This is a genomic window from Enterobacter sp. RHBSTW-01064, assembly GCF_014103035.1.
GTDB classification, from domain to species: domain Bacteria; phylum Pseudomonadota; class Gammaproteobacteria; order Enterobacterales; family Enterobacteriaceae; genus Enterobacter; species Enterobacter mori.
Genome location: NZ_JABXOU010000001.1, coordinates 56,877 through 71,851 on the forward strand (window position 1 = coordinate 56,877; position 14,975 = coordinate 71,851).

Annotated in this window: 14 protein-coding genes; 11 read left to right on the plus strand and 3 right to left on the minus strand. The window is 56.3% G+C overall.

The features are described 5' to 3' along the window. Positions 1–9 precede the first annotated feature (9 nt). Positions 10–837, minus strand: a complete 828-nt coding sequence (locus tag HV355_RS24060) for an HNH endonuclease signature motif containing protein (protein ID WP_148400733.1) — start codon at positions 835–837, stop codon at positions 10–12. 330 nt (positions 838–1,167) lie between these two features. Between HV355_RS24060 and HV355_RS00260 the strand changes: the two genes are divergently transcribed. The 8 genes from HV355_RS00260 to HV355_RS00295 all read left to right on the plus strand — a co-directional run bounded on the left by HV355_RS00260 (position 1,168) and on the right by HV355_RS00295 (position 11,352). Next, positions 1,168–2,880 (plus strand): ABC-F family ATP-binding cassette domain-containing protein, encoded by a 1,713-nt coding sequence (locus HV355_RS00260; RefSeq protein WP_182400636.1) that lies wholly within the window; start codon positions 1,168–1,170, stop codon positions 2,878–2,880. Between the two features lie 197 nt (positions 2,881–3,077). Beyond that, entirely contained in the window at positions 3,078–4,088 is a 1,011-nt protein-coding gene (gene adhP, locus HV355_RS00265; protein ID WP_182400637.1) for an alcohol dehydrogenase AdhP, read from the plus strand. 149 nt (positions 4,089–4,237) lie between these two features. Continuing rightward, positions 4,238–5,857, plus strand: a complete 1,620-nt coding sequence (locus HV355_RS00270; RefSeq protein WP_182400638.1) for a TIGR04028 family ABC transporter substrate-binding protein — start codon at positions 4,238–4,240, stop codon at positions 5,855–5,857. 10 nt (positions 5,858–5,867) lie between these two features. Next, positions 5,868–6,812, plus strand: coding sequence for an ABC transporter permease (locus HV355_RS00275; protein ID WP_182400639.1), 945 nt, complete (start codon positions 5,868–5,870; stop codon positions 6,810–6,812). Next, positions 6,809–7,660, plus strand: a complete 852-nt coding sequence (locus HV355_RS00280; protein WP_182400640.1) for an ABC transporter permease — start codon at positions 6,809–6,811, stop codon at positions 7,658–7,660. Before HV355_RS00275 ends, HV355_RS00280 begins: the two co-directional genes overlap by 4 nt. Next, positions 7,657–9,264: an ABC transporter ATP-binding protein gene (locus HV355_RS00285; RefSeq protein ID WP_182400641.1), complete on the plus strand. Its 1,608-nt coding sequence runs from the start codon at positions 7,657–7,659 to the stop codon at positions 9,262–9,264. The genes HV355_RS00280 and HV355_RS00285 overlap by 4 nt, the downstream gene beginning before the upstream one ends. Then, positions 9,261–10,250: a putative FMN-dependent luciferase-like monooxygenase gene (locus HV355_RS00290; protein WP_182400642.1), complete on the plus strand. Its 990-nt coding sequence runs from the start codon at positions 9,261–9,263 to the stop codon at positions 10,248–10,250. Before HV355_RS00285 ends, HV355_RS00290 begins: the two co-directional genes overlap by 4 nt. Positions 10,251–10,260: 10 nt before the next feature. Continuing rightward, positions 10,261–11,352, plus strand: coding sequence for an alkylhydroperoxidase domain protein (locus HV355_RS00295; protein WP_182400643.1), 1,092 nt, complete (start codon positions 10,261–10,263; stop codon positions 11,350–11,352). 5 nt (positions 11,353–11,357) lie between these two features. Here the strand turns inward: HV355_RS00295 and araJ are convergent, their stop codons facing one another. After that, positions 11,358–12,533 (minus strand): MFS transporter AraJ, encoded by a 1,176-nt coding sequence (gene araJ / locus HV355_RS00300; protein ID WP_108417405.1) that lies wholly within the window; start codon positions 12,531–12,533, stop codon positions 11,358–11,360. Positions 12,534–12,653: 120 nt separating this feature from the next. After that, complete coding sequence (locus HV355_RS00305; RefSeq protein WP_182400644.1) at positions 12,654–13,298, minus strand: QnrE family quinolone resistance pentapeptide repeat protein; 645 nt, start codon at positions 13,296–13,298, stop codon at positions 12,654–12,656. A 179-nt stretch (positions 13,299–13,477) separates the two neighbouring features. Between HV355_RS00305 and ppk2 the strand changes: the two genes are divergently transcribed. From ppk2 to HV355_RS00320, 3 genes are all read left to right on the plus strand, one after another. Further along, positions 13,478–14,320 carry a polyphosphate kinase 2 gene (gene ppk2, locus HV355_RS00310; RefSeq protein ID WP_234419579.1) on the plus strand — a complete coding sequence of 281 codons (843 nt, stop codon included), beginning with the start codon at positions 13,478–13,480 and terminating at the stop codon, positions 14,318–14,320. Between the two features lie 102 nt (positions 14,321–14,422). Beyond that, positions 14,423–14,611, plus strand: coding sequence for a hypothetical protein (locus tag HV355_RS00315; RefSeq protein WP_108417404.1), 189 nt, complete (start codon positions 14,423–14,425; stop codon positions 14,609–14,611). Beyond that, positions 14,611–14,934 (plus strand): CcdB family protein, encoded by a 324-nt coding sequence (locus tag HV355_RS00320; protein ID WP_182400645.1) that lies wholly within the window; start codon positions 14,611–14,613, stop codon positions 14,932–14,934. Before HV355_RS00315 ends, HV355_RS00320 begins: the two co-directional genes overlap by 1 nt. The last annotated feature ends 41 nt before the right edge of the window (positions 14,935–14,975 follow it).

A 14,975-nucleotide genomic window follows, 5' to 3' on the forward strand; every position in this document is an offset into this window, starting at 1 on the left:
CTGGCCCACTTATTTTTTGCTAGGTTGCCAGCTTTTATCTATCCGCGGTTCACCGTAATGCTCCTGCCGATGACAGTTAGGGCAAAGGGCAATAGCATTGTCTACGTTGTCTTCCCCATTTTCTGATAGCGGAATAATGTGATGAACTTCTAAATAATATCTCCCATCCTTCGTGCGCTGAAATGGCGCCGGGGCATCACAACATTCACAATTATTTTGAGCTCTGAGGAGTACTTCGGCCACAACATCGGGATTACGATCGTAACGCCAGACGGAAACCTGTTTTTTCGCCGGATGCACAGACGCATTTTGCAGCCGCTTTCGTCTTTCCTCAGATTGTAGTTTTAACGCCTTGCTGACTTTGTCGTAAAAGTCGTTTTCATCGCGGCCAGGAATATCTTCGCTGTCCACTCGCTGTTGGTTAAGTTGTTCCTTGAGGATGGCAATAACCGTCGCGTCCAGAGGCTTCTGGAATGTCCTTCCTGTTTGAGCGAAGTGATTCATGAAGCGATCCCAACGGGATTCTTTGCCCGCTGGAGGCAGAACTTTGCTTAATTTGTGGCAATCAAGCGTAATAAAATCATCTAGCTTAGACACATCGCTCAACTGCACGCGATGGGGGTAAACGTTTCCCTCCTCGAAATCGATCCCTTCAATACGGTAAAGTCCGCAAAGCTGGTATCCCAAAGATTTATGAACATTTTGGATGACAAAGACAAAGTCACCTGTTTTTACATTACTCAGCTTTTTCTCACTACTTGCACTAACACCATATCCCTTGATGTAATCAAAATTGCTGGAATTAGATGCACTGTGATAGGCGTAATAATAGGCCATACGCTCAACCTCCTTTTGGTTTCATAATGAAGGGTATCGGCATAATGACAAAATTCTTAACGTGCAATCGTGTGACATTCGATTATACTTTCGACACACATTAACCCACTGAATATATAAGGAGGCTAATTATGCTGTATCGTGAAATTTTCAATGTTTCACATACATTTGGTGATCGCACCAGCTCAAGCGTTATCGGTATCGTGCTGCGATAACTTCTGCTTGAGCGAAGACACCAACCCCTGAAATCCCTTCTCTCGGGCTTACTGAGTTATCGTCAGCGATGTTTGACGAGGCATAAACATGCCTGTAACTCTTGGGTAAGCAACAATGAGCACTTTACTCACTGCACAATCTTTACGCGTTGATACGGCGTTTGGCACGCTCTTCGACTCACTCTCCTTTACGCTGAAAAAAGGCGACCGCATTGGCCTGCTGGGCGACAACGGCTGCGGAAAAAGTACGCTGCTGAAGGTGCTGGACGGCACAGATTCCCCTGCTGCCGGAACGGTAGCGCTGGCCGGGCACTGCCTGATGGCACGCGTGGAGCAACATCTCCCGGACGCCATTTTCCCGCTGACCATGCTGGATGCCGTACTCGCACAGCTGCCTTTAGCGGAACGCGACAGCCTGCGCTGGAAATCCGAAACGCTGCTGGCAAGCATGGGCTTCACGCCGCAGGATATGATGCTGCAATCCGCAACGCTCAGCGGCGGGCAGCATACGCGTCTGCTGCTGGCACGAGCGTTGATCCACGATCCGGATCTGCTCCTGCTGGACGAACCGAGCAACCACCTCGATTTACCGACCCTGCTGTGGCTGGAACAATTCCTGCAGAACTGGCCTGGGAGCTTCGTGCTGGTCTCGCACGACAGACAGCTGCTGGATGCCGTCACCAACGGCAGCTGGATCCTGCGCGATAAGATGCTGCACTACTTTGCCCTTCCCTGCACGGCGGCACGCAAGGCGCTTGAAGCAAAAGATGAAAGCGACGCGCAGCGCCACAAGGCGGAGCAAAAGGAGATCGACCGCGTCACCGCCAGCGCGAAGCGGCTGGCGACCTGGGGAAAGGTCTACGACAACGAAGACCTTGCCCGCAAAGCCAAACAGATGGAAAAACAGGTCGAGCGGCTCAGGGAGAGCCAGACGGCGCTTACGGCGGGCAGTCAGTGGACGTTAACCCTGCGCGGCGACGCGCTGCGGGCAGACCGGTTACTGGAGCTGGAAAACCTCAGTGTCCCGCCTGCGCCCGGGCTACCGCCGCTGTTTAACATCGACATGGCGCGGCTGAAAAGCGGCGATCGCGTGGCGATTGTCGGTCGTAACGGCTGCGGCAAATCGTCGCTGATGAGGCTTATCTGGCAACAGTTTGCCGATAAGCCCGCAGACAGCGGGTTGAAAATCCATCCGCGCGTGTCGCCAGGCTATTACGACCAGACGCTTAATCAACTGTCGGACTCTGCCACGCTGCTTGACGCGCTGGAGCCGTTCGCACCGGATCCGCAGAACCGCAAAATGGCGCTGATAAGCGCGGGTTTCCCGTGGGCGCGTCACGGACAAACCGTCAGCACGCTCAGCGGCGGCGAGCGCTCTCGCCTGCTGTTCGTTGGCCTGACGCTTGCCCGCTATAGCCTGCTGATGCTGGATGAGCCGACCAACCACCTTGATATGGAAGGCAAAGCGGCGCTGGCAGAAACCCTTCAGCAGTTCGAAGGCGGCGTGCTGCTGGTCAGCCATGACCGTCAGTTAATCAGCCAAAGCTGCAACCGTTTCTGGCTGATTGAAGAGGGAACGCTGAGCGAATGGCACGATGCCGAAGCGGTGTTTGAGCGGATGCGTGAAAGCGCGGGTCTGGTGACACCCACCGCGCCCGTCATCACCACTGAGAAAGTTCAACCCTCGCCGTATGACGATCTGCTCGAACGGCTGGTCGCGCTGGAAACGCTGCTGGAAGACGATCTGGCGCGCAAGCCGAAGCATCAAAAGCCGCAGCTGCAGGCGCAATGGCGTAAAGAGATTGAGGAGATAGAAGCACAGCTGTAAGTCTGCGCCCGGCGAGCACCTCGCCGGGCCAGCATTTTCCCCCCTTAATTATTAGAGGAACGCCGTATTCTTAATCTGAAATCGGCTTAAATGATGACATTATGTTGCCATTGCCTTGCATTACAGCGCCAAACCACTAATCCTTAAGGAGTATTACACCTGCTATGCAGATACTCATCATGAACAAGGAGATACACATGAAGGCTGCTGTTGTCACACAGGACCACCAGGTCAACGTTACCGAAAAAACCTTACGCCCGCTAAAGCACGGGGAAGCCCTGCTGACGATGGAGTGCTGTGGCGTATGCCATACCGACCTCCACGTGAAGAACGGCGATTTCGGCGATAAAACCGGGGTTATCCTGGGCCATGAAGGGATTGGCATCGTGAAGGAAATCGGCCTCGGTGTGAAATCACTGAAAGTTGGCGATCGTGCCAGCGTGGCGTGGTTTTTCGAAGGCTGCGGCCACTGCGAATATTGTAATACCGGCAACGAAACCCTGTGCCGCGACGTGAAAAACGCCGGTTACTCCGTTGACGGCGGCATGGCGGAAGAGTGCATCGTCACCGCTGACTACGCCGTAAAAGTGCCGGATGGTCTGGGATCCGCTGAAGCCAGCAGCATCACCTGTGCAGGTGTCACCACCTACAAAGCGGTGAAAGTGTCTGGAATCAAACCGGGCCAGTGGATTGCAATTTATGGTCTGGGCGGGCTGGGCAACCTCGCGCTGCAGTACGCCAAAAACGTCTTTAACGCCAAAGTCATCGCCCTTGACGTTAACGACGAACAACTGAAGCTGGCGGCCAGCATGGGTGCAGATTTGACCATCAACTCCCGCAGCGAAGATGCCGCGAAAATTGTGCAAGAGAAAACGGGCGGCGCACATGCCGCAGTCGTCACTGCCGTCGCAAAAGCCGCATTCAACTCAGCCGTTGATGCCGTGCGTGCCGGTGGCCGCGTGGTTGCGGTTGGCCTGCCGCCGGAAGCGATGAGCCTCGACATTCCGCGTCTGGTGCTGGACGGCATTCAGGTGGTCGGTTCGCTGGTCGGCACCCGTCAGGATCTGCAGGAAGCTTTCCAGTTCGCCGCTGAGGGTAAGGTTGTGCCGAAAGTGACGATGCGTCCGCTTGAGGACATCAACGCCATCTTTAAAGAGATGGAACAGGGCCAGATCCGCGGCCGTATGGTGATCGACCTGCGTTCATAACCGATCATCTTTCATCACCGCTCCTCTCCGGGGCGGTTTTTTTATAGCCATTTTCCGGCAATCCTTATCTTAATTCCTTTGTTCCCTTGTTTTCCCCCGCGCCCGATGATGAATCCGACGCTAACAAGAAGATAACAAAGGAATTCACCATGCAAACCCCATTTCGTCTGCCGCTGCTGACGGCGCTGATTCTGGCGACAACAACAGCCTGGGCAGCAGAAGCGCCCGTCAAAGGCGGCACGCTGATCTATCTGGAGCAACAGGCGCACACTAACCTCTACCCGCCCGCCGGCGGCTTCTACCCGAACGGCGGCATCCTGAACCAAATCACCGACAAGCTGACGTGGCAGAACCCGAAAACGCTGCAGGTGGAACCTTGGGTGGCAGAAAGCTGGACCACCAACGCCGATAAAACCGAATACACCTTTAAACTTCGTCCCGGCATCACCTTCTCCGACGGCACGCCGCTGGACGCCAGCGCCGTGGCGAAAAATTTTGATACCTACGGTTTAGGCAATAAGGCGCAGCGCCTGCCGGTGTCTGAAGTTATCAATAACTACGATCGTAGCGAAGTCATCGACCCGCTGACCGTGAAGTTCTACTTCAAAAAACCATCGCCGGGGTTCCTGCAGGGCACTGCCACCATTGGCTCTGGGCTGGTCTCACTCAGCACGCTGAAGCGCAACTTCGAAGAGCTGGGGGATGCCCGCCATATCGTTGGCTCCGGGCCGTTTGTGGTTAAAGACGAAAAGCTCGGACGCGAAGTGACGCTGGAAGTCCGCAAAGACTACCAGTGGGGACCGAAAAGTCTGGCGCAACAGGGGCCTGCGAATCTCGACGGCATCAAGTTTATCGTCACCCAGGAGGACAGCGTGCGCGTCGGCGCTCTGCTGGCGGGTCAGGCCGACTTTATTCGCCAGGTACAAGCGTATGACGAAAAGCAGGCGACCGATCAGGGCTATAAAATCTACGCAGCGCCTACGCGCGGGGTGAACGACAGCATCAGCTTCCGCCCGGATAACCCGCTGGTTTCCGATATCCGCGTGCGCCAGGCGCTGCTGCATGCCACCAACGCCAAACAGGTGGTTGAGACCCTCTTTTCGCCTAACTATCCACAGGCCAAATCGGTCATTGCCGATTCCGCCGCTGGCTTTGTCGATCTCAGCGAAAAATTGACCTTTGACCCGGCTAAAGCCAACCGGCTGCTGGACGAGGCGGGCTGGAAAGCGGGAAGCGACGGGATCCGCACCAAAGACGGTCAACGTCTGGCATTGACGGTATATGAATCCCTGCCTCAGCCGCAAAACAAAGAGGTGCTGCAGCTGGTTGCCCAGCAGTGGCGACAGGTGGGCGTGGCGCTGAGCGTCAAAGCCGGTGATGCAGGCAGCCGCACGCTGGATAACCTCGACCCGCTGAAAACCCCGCTGACCGTCTCCGAAGTGGGCCGCGCCGATCCGGACGTGGTGAAAAGCATGTTCTACCCTGCTAACCGCGACGCGCTGCTGCAAAAAGGCGGCTCCAGCGACAAGGTCAAAAACTTCCGTGACGACAAGCTGAATGAACTGCTGGTGAACATTTCGGCTGAGGTCGATCCGCAAAAACGCCTGCAGCTGACGGGAGACGCCCAGCGCTATCTGCTGGACAACGCCTACGTCATTCCGATTTTCGAGGAGCCGCAGGTCTTTGCCGGTGCGCCGTGGTTAAAAGGTGTGAATTTTGAAGCGGTTGGTCGCCCGTCGTTCTACGGCGCGTGGATTGAGAAACACTGAGGAGATGACGATGCGCCACGCACTTCTTCAACGTCTTGGGCACGGCCTGCTGGTATTGTGGGCTGCCTTTACCCTCGCGTTCGTGTTGCTCCAGGTGCTGCCGGGTGACGCGGTGCTGATCAAATTTCAGAACCCGGATCTGGGACTAAGCCCGGCACAAATCGAGGAAATGCGCGTGGCGTACGGCGCGGACAGCCCGCTGTGGCAGCAATATTTTCATACGCTGCTTGCAATGCTGCACGGTGATTTCGGCTACTCCTTGCAGGCTGGCGTACCGGTTAGCGAGCTGATTGCCAGCAACCTGCCGGACACCCTGAGCCTCGCTCTGCCCGCGTTTGTGCTCGCGGTCCTGCTGGCGTTTGCGCTGGCCTTTGCCTCCCGCCTGCCGGGTCTGCGCTGGCTGAGTAATGCCCTTCAGTCTCTGCCGGTCCTGTTTATCTCCTTACCCACGTTCTGGCTGGGGATTGCCCTCATCCAGCTCTTTTCTTTTCAGCTGCGGCTGATCCCGGTGATTAACCCGACGCCGCTGCAGGGGCTGATCCTGCCGATCGTCACCGTCGCTATCCCGATCTCCGCCCCGCTGGCGCAGATTCTGATGCGCAGTCTCGACCAGGTGGCGGCGCAGCCGTTTGTCGCCGTCGCCCGGGCCAAAGGGCTGAGCGAAACCGCCGTCCTGTGGCGTCACGTCACCGGTAACGCCCTGCTGCCGGTCCTGAACATTGCCGGGCTGCTGCTGGGCGAGCTGATTGCCGGGGCGCTGATCACCGAAACGGTTTTTGGCCGCAGCGGGCTGGGACAGCTGACCCAGCAGGCGGTGAATAACCAGGATATCGCCGTGCTTCAGGCCGTGGTGATGATTTCTGCGCTCGGTTTTGTGCTGATTAACCTGCTGGTGGATCTGCTGATGCCGCTCTTCGATCCACGCCTGCAAACCGTTACCGGAGGTGCCTCATGAGTCTGGTCGATTACGCTGCCGCCGCGCGCAAACGCGTCCCGACGTGGCAAGGGCTGCAGTGGCAGCCGGGACTCTGGCTGGCCTGGGCGGTCATTATCGCCGCCGCGCTCGCCGCCGTTGCGCCGGGTCTGTTTACCCACTACAGCCCGATTGAAGGGATTGCCGGGGCGCAGCGTCTGGCTCCGCAGGCCGATCACTGGCTGGGTACCGATCAGCTTGGCCGCGACGTGTACGCTCGCATTGTTTACGGCGCGTCGCATTCGCTGAGCGCCGCGCTGGCCGCCGTCACCATGGGGCTGCTGGTCGGCACCGGGCTGGGCGTGGTAGCCGGGGCGTTCGCCGGGCGCGTCGAATCTCTGCTGATGCGTTTTGTTGACGTATTGCTGTCAATTCCGTCCCTGCTGCTTTCCCTGACCGTGATCATCCTGCTCGGTTTTGGCACCGTCAACGCCGCCATCGCCGTGGGCGTCGCCTCGATTGCCAGCTTTGCCCGCCTGGCGCGCGGTGAAGTCGTGCGCATCCGTCACACGGATTACGTCGAAGCGGCGTACGGCAGCGGCGGAACGTTCTTCGCCGTGCTGTGGCGACACATTCTGCCCAACTCGTTAACCGCCGTCCTCGCCTTCGCCACGCTGCAGTTTGGTCAGGCTATCCTGGCGCTGTCCACGCTGAGCTTCCTCGGTTATGGCACTCCGCCCCCCATTCCGGAATGGGGTTTACTGATTGCCGAAGGCCGTAACTATCTCTCAACCGCCTGGTGGTTAACCACTTTCCCCGGTGTGGTGGTCATCGCCGTGGAGCTGGCCACCAACCGTATCAGCCAGCAGTTTAGCCGAGGTCGCTCATGACCGTTCTCTCAGTGGAAAATTTGACGATTAGCTACCGCACCGCTCGCCGGTGGCAAGAGGTGGTGCATAACGTCAGCTTTACCCTCAAACGGGGGGAAATGCTGGCGTTTGTGGGCGAGTCAGGATCCGGTAAAACGAGCACTGTACAGGCCATAATGGGGTTGCTGGCCGACAACGCCCGGCGTGATGCGGGCAAAATCATCCTCAACGGCGAGGAGATAAGCCAGTGGTCAGCTAAACGTCTCGATACCCTTCGTGGTGCGCGGATTAGCCTCGTCCCGCAGGATCCGGGTAATTCCCTCAACCCGGTGAAAACCATCGGTGCGCAGGTGGGTGAAATAATTGAACTACACCAAAAAGTGACCCACGCCCAGCGTGATGAACAGGTACTCGCCCTGCTGACTAAAGTGGGGTTGAGCCACCCCGAACAGCGCATGAAACAGTATCCTCATCAGCTCTCCGGCGGTATGAAACAGCGCGTGTTGATTGCCATCGCCATTGCCCTGCGACCGGACGTGATCGTTGCCGACGAGCCGACCAGCGCGCTGGATGTGACGGTGCAAAAGCGCATTCTGGATCTGCTGGACGCCCTTCGCCGGGAGTCCGGTACCGCCGTACTGTTTGTAACGCATGACCTGGCGCTGGCCGCACAGCGCGCCGACAGGCTGCTGGTGTTCCGCCACGGTGAAGTGCAGGAGCACGGCGCGACCGTTGATATCGTCCGCGCCCCGCAGCATGCCTATACCCGCCAGCTGTTAAGCGATTTACAGGGGCAGCGCCTGACTATCGCGCCGGTCTCGGGACGTCCGCTGGCCTCGCCTGCCATTCGCGCGCTGTCCATCAGCAAGCAGTTCTCGTTGGGTAAAGGGCATCAGCTGCAGGCGCTGGACGACGTCAGTTTTGACGTCACGCGCGGCAGCACGCACGCGTTAGTCGGCGAATCGGGATCGGGAAAAACCACCCTTGCCCGCATTTTGCTCGGGTTTGAGCAGGCGGACAGCGGGCGGGTGATTATCGATGATATTGATGCCACTACGCTCAGCAGGGAGGCACGTCGACAGCTGCGTCAGAAGATCCAGTTCGTCTACCAGAACCCGTTTGCCTCGCTCGACCCGCATCAGACGCTGTTTGAGATTATTGAAGAGCCGTTGAAAAATTTCGCCCGTCTCAGTAAAGCGGAGCGTAGGACCCGCGTGGAGACGGTTGCGCAGCGGGTGGCTCTGCCGCTTGACGTGCTGGGGCGTACGGCGCGGGAACTCTCCGGTGGCCAGCGCCAGCGCGTGGCCATTGCCCGGGCGCTGATCCTGGAGCCGACCCTTATCGTTCTGGATGAAGCTACTTCCGCGCTGGACGTTACCGTGCAGGCGCAAATTCTGGCGCTTCTCCAGCAGCTGCAGCAACAGCTTGGGCTGACCTATCTCTTTATCACACACGATCTGGCAACGGTTCGCCGCATAGCCCACACCGTCACCGTGCTGCAGGGCGGTAAAGTCATCGAGCATGGCGCCGTTGAGACGTTGTTCAACGCCCCGCAGAACGACTATACCCGCGAACTGATCGACGCTATTCCCCATTTTTCACCCGCTACGGAGGAGTTCGCATGACGCGAAAACGCCTGGGCTTTTTCACTCGCCTGCTTGACGACGCCACGCCAAAGGAGCGATATCGACTGGCAACCGAACAGATCCGCCACGCCGAACGCCACGGTTTTGACAGCGCCTGGATTGCGCAGCATCACTTTCATGAAAACGAAGGCGGGCTGCCGTCGCCGCTGCTGTTTTTGGCACACGTTGCCGCGCATACCGAAATCATCCGCCTGGGTACGGCCATCATTACCCTGCCGATGGAAAACCCGCTCCGCGTCGCAGAAGATGCCGCCGTGCTCGATTTACTCGCCAATGGACGTCTTGAAGTCGGTTTTGGTTCCGGCGGCACGCCGACCTCTTTTCTGCCCTTTGGCCTGATGTTTGAAGAACGCGGCGCGGTCTTCGCTGACCATTTGCACGCGATCCAAAGCGCGTGGCGCGGGGATTCACTGACCCATCCGGATAACCACCTTTATCCGCCTGCGCCACAGCTGGCCGACCGTATCTGGATTGCCACGTTCTCCGTCGACGGTGCCGTGCGCGCCGCGCGGGCCGGTCATGGGCTGATGCTGTCTCGTACCCAGCCTCGCCCCGCTGAACAGTTAGATTTGACGCTCGACCAAATCCAAAACCCAATTGTTGACGCCTATCTTGACGCGCTACCCGCCGGAATCGCGCCACGGATCCTGGCCTCACGTACGGCGTTCGTTGCCGACAGCGATGACTATGCGCTGAAGGTGGCGACACCGGGCTTAACCCGACAGGCGCAACAGCATCGCGCGGCGGGGCATAGGGTAATAGGTGACACTGTCACGGATTATCGCAGACAGTTCGATGCGCATATCGGGTCGCCGGAAACGGTACTGAACTCGCTTAAAGCGGACGGCATCCTGGCGCGCGCCACGGATATCTCATTCCAGGTGCATTCGGTAGAACCTTCGCACCGGGACACCCTACGATCGATTGAATTGATTGCAGAACACATCGCCCCCCACATTGTTTGAGGAGACACGTATGGCTTTAAGTCAGGATATTCTCGCCGAACTGGCGGAAATCGTGCCCGGTTCGCCGCTGTCAGAGGCGCGGGCCACGCGGGACGCCGCCACGCGCCACGCTCAGGGCAGTTATGAGATTTTATTCAGCCAGCAGGATGCAGCATTTGCGCTGGATGAACGCTTTGCCGTGGCGGCAAAGGTCGCAAAATGGCACAACGCAGAGGCGCTGGCGGCGCACTATGCCGGATTTGGGCTGGCCGATCCGACCTCCGGGCGCCTGACCGCTGCGCTGAACTTTGCCCGTCTGCTCACCTTCTCTCCTGTCGACGCCACACCCGGCGCATTACAGGCGCTTGTAAAGGCGGGATGGAGCAAAGACGGCATTGTCACCCTTGCTCAGCTGATTGCCTTCGTCAGTTTCCAGAGCCGACTCATTGCCGGGCTGCGTTTACTGAATGATAAACCCATTGCGGCCAGCGATACGCCCGTCGTTGCGGGGGCATGGCACACCAACGCAGCCACTGCCACGGGTAAAGCGGCCCCCGTCGCGTTCACCCAGCAAGAGCTGGGCTGGGAGCCATGGATTGCCGCTAAACCTCTGGCAGAATTTAACGATGATGAAGTGACCATTCTCGCCAAATTTGGCCATACGGAATCTGACTATTTCCGCCTGCTGGGTCGCAACCTGCCGGTTCTGGAACAGCGCACGTTAACGGATAAAGGGATTTTTTACACGCCGGGAGGATTACCGCGTGCTGAACGCGAACTGGCCGCGACGGTAGCCAGTAAAATCAACGGCTGCATTTACTGCGCATCTGTCCATGCGCGCAAAGCGAGCCAGCTGTCAAAGGACGACGGCGCGGTGGAAACCCTTCTGGCCGTCAGGCCGGGACGCGCCCTGAGCGAGGGGCAGTCTGCGCGCTGGCAGGTGGAAATCAACTATGCGGCGGCGCTGTCGGTCACGCCACCGGCCGCCACGCCGGGCCATCTGGCTGAGCTGGAAAAACAGAAACTGGATACGCTTGAACAGCTCGATCTGCTGCAATCCGCCGCGTTCTTTGCCTGGGCCAACCGTCTGATGTTGACCCTGGGCGAGCCCTGGCTTCCCTGAAAAAATCAGGCCAGCGCCCGCGCGTTGGCCTGACGCTTTTTGGCGCAGAGATGGCCATACATCAACAGCGAGGTCATCGCAGCGAAGGACAACAACGCCGCCGGTAACGTGACATAGCTCCAGCTAAAGCCGAGCGTAATCATCATCCCACCAAAGTATGCCCCTACAGCGCTACCCAGATTAAAGGCCATCTGTCCGCCCGCCGCCCCGAGCATTTCCCCCCCTTTCGCATTCTGCAGCAGAAGAATTTGCAGCGGTGCGGAAAGTGCAAACAGGCCTGCACAGCAGACGAAGCCCATCAACAGCGAGGCCGTTTTCAGTTCGCCAAAGGCGAAAAGCAGCAACAGTGAGGCGACAATGACCATGTCGGTGGTGGCCGCAATGCGCAACGGGCTAAACCGCCCCGAGAGTTTACCGCTCAGCAGATTGCCCAACACCATGCCGAGCCCCATCAGCATCATTATGACGGTCATCATGCCTTCGGAGAAACCCGATACATTGACCATAAACGGCTTAACGAAGCTGAACCACGCGAAGACGCCGGCGTTGCCAAACATGGTGGCGGCGAAAATCAGCCAGGGCTCCGGTTTCTTCAGAAAGTGGAACTGCGCGGTCAATTTGATCTCTGATTTATCGTGCAGAGTTGGCACCCACAGCAACACGGAGAGGATCACCAGCACATCAAAGGCAGCAATCAGGAAAAAGGTATAGCGCCAGCTGTACTCATGCCCAAGCCACGTCCCGAGCGGTACGCCGACAAGATTGGCTACGGTCATTCCGGCGATCATACCGGCCACCGCGACCGTGACTTTTCCCGGCGGCGCAATTTTGGAGAGGATTATCGCCCCTACGCCGAAAATCGCGCCGTGAGGGAATCCGGAAATTAAGCGGCCTGTCGCCAGCCCGACGTAAGAATGTGAAAGGCTGAATAGGGCATTCCCAATGACGCACATCGCCACTAAGAACAGTAATGTTGATTTCAGAGAGAACCGGCTGGAAAACAGCGCCACAATCGGTGCGCCTATCACCACGCCGAAGGCGTAAAAGGAGATCATGTTCCCGGCAGAGGGAATCGAAATCCCGGTGTCCTTCGCCAGTTCCGTCAACACGCCCATCACGCCGAATTCGGCCATTCCCAGACCAAACGTACCAAGCGCCAACGAAAAAATTGTTTTTTTCATACCACGACCACGGGTTAACTATTCGCGACGAGCATTATCAAACAATCTGGTATGGTGAGCCAGTTCAAATCAGTTGGCTGACAGGTTAATCCATTCATTCAGGTGAGACTGTGAATACCGTTAGCCTAAAACAACGATGCCAAGTCGCTCCATCAACTGGGAAACCTGATAGCTGTCCAGTTTGACGCCCTGCAAATCAATACCCCGCACGTCCAGATCACCCAGTTCTGAATTGGTCAGATCGCAGTGGGTAAAATTGGCCGCTCGCCAGTCAAAGGATGAGAACTCGCCCCCAGACAGATCCGAGCCGCTAAAGGTGGCGCCAAGTATCTGCGCGCCGTTCCAGCGGTTTTCCCACAGCTCGCATTTTTCCAGAACCACCTTCGAAAAATTGGCATAGCTCAGGTTGCTTTTTGTGATGTAAGCACAGCAAAACCAGGTACGGGTGGTGATCATGTTCATAAAACTGGCCCCGCGGAAATCGGCCCCTTGCGCCCTGCATTCACGGATTTCGATGCCTAATGCATTTGAATGCCTGAAATCCGCCATCGATAAATCGCAGCTTTTGAAAATAGCATCTTTAAGTTGCGCCCGATTAAAGTTACCGCCCTGCTGGCTTTCCCGGTCATAGAACTGACAGCCGATAAACTCCGAGCTGGTTAAATCCGTACCGGAAAAGTCGCAGTTACGAAAGATTGCATTCTCTATTTTCTCGCCGGTAAAACGGTTACGACATATTTTTTCGCCTTCAAAAATCAATGCCATGGCACCACCCTGTTTATTTATACAGTCCTTCTCACCATTCTAACCCGTTACCTGATGAAGGGAAACACGCTTATCAGACACGTATGTCAAAAATTCCCGCGAAGGTTGCCGGCCAGCATTACACTTCAAAGTGTTAGTTCCTTCCAGGCACATCACCCGATTCGGAGATGAGGATTATCATGGGAAACGCAAAACAGAATAAAACGAAAGCAGTGACCGTGACCAAAGCCAGCGTAGACAGGGAGGTTAAACCCGCGCTGAAGACCAAAGAGTATGAACAAGAGCTTCGTCGCCTTCACGTGGAACTGGTTAAACTCCAGCAGTGGGTCGTCGCCAAAGGATTAAAGGTCTGTATTGTGTTTGAAGGACGCGACGGCGCCGGTAAAGGCGGCACCATCAAAGCCATCACCGAGCGCGTCAGCCCGCGCGTCTTCCGCGTTGTCGCGTTGCCCGCCCCCACCGATAAAGAGAAAAGCCAGCTCTACTTCCAGCGTTACGTGCCGCATCTGCCCTCTGCCGGTGAAATCGTCATCTTTGACCGCAGCTGGTATAACCGCGCGGGCGTCGAGCGCGTGATGGGGTTCTGTACCGAGGAGCAGGTGGAGAAATTTTTGGACGGCACGCCGGTGATGGAAAAAGCGATGGTGGATGCCGGAATTATCCTGCTGAAATACTGGCTGGAAGTCACACCAAAAGAGCAGGAGCGCCGTCTGCGCGATCGCATTAACGATGGTCGTAAGATCTGGAAGCTGTCCCCGATGGACATTAAATCTTTCAACCTTTGGGACGAATACACTCTCGCCCGCGACGCGATGTTTAAAGCCACCGACACCGCCTGGGCACCGTGGTTTGTGGCGCGTTCAGAAGATAAAAAGCGCGTGCGGCTAAATATTATTTCGCACCTGCTTAAACAGATCCCCTATAAAGACATTCACGTCGAAAAGGTCGACTTGCCGAAGCGTAAAATTGGCAAGATAAAACCCACGAAATACCCGTTCCGGTATGTTGAAGAGCGGTTCTGATATTACTGGAAGACGGCTCGCAGAATGGAGATTACCAGGTTAAACAGTATTGTTTTTTGTTGGCTGCGGTTGATAATGACCGCACCAACAAAGGAGATACCGATGAAATCAAAGCGAGTGGAAAATCGTACTGTAAAAGAACATCTTACGGATGTCTTACCGTGTCCGCCGTTGTCAGCTGAAGATCGCGTGCTTGAGAGCCAGCAGGACAAGGGGTTCATAAAAGCCATGAATGAATTGACCGCAAAAGCTGGGTTACTATCTGATGACCCTTATTTTGGAGGGCTTTGATGTGCTTCCAGTTTGATGTTTATCGAAATCCCTCAGAAAGGACACGTGAATATCAGCCTTATTTTATGATTATTCAGCATGATTTTTATGAGGATTTATCACCGAGGCTTATTATGCCATTGAGCTATCATAATCACCTGAAAGGCTATTTTAATGCTGTGACCCCGCTGGTAAATATTGATTTTCAGACATTTTTTCTGAATACAGCAGCAATAACATATGTGGATAAGAAAAAACTAAGTAATAAAAATTATGTATGTAATTTGAGCAGTGCAAGAAGCAATGTAATTGCAGGGATTGATGCACTGATTATCAATACATAACCCCTGCGCAAGCGCCGCCGGGCAAAGCCGACGGCGCAGGT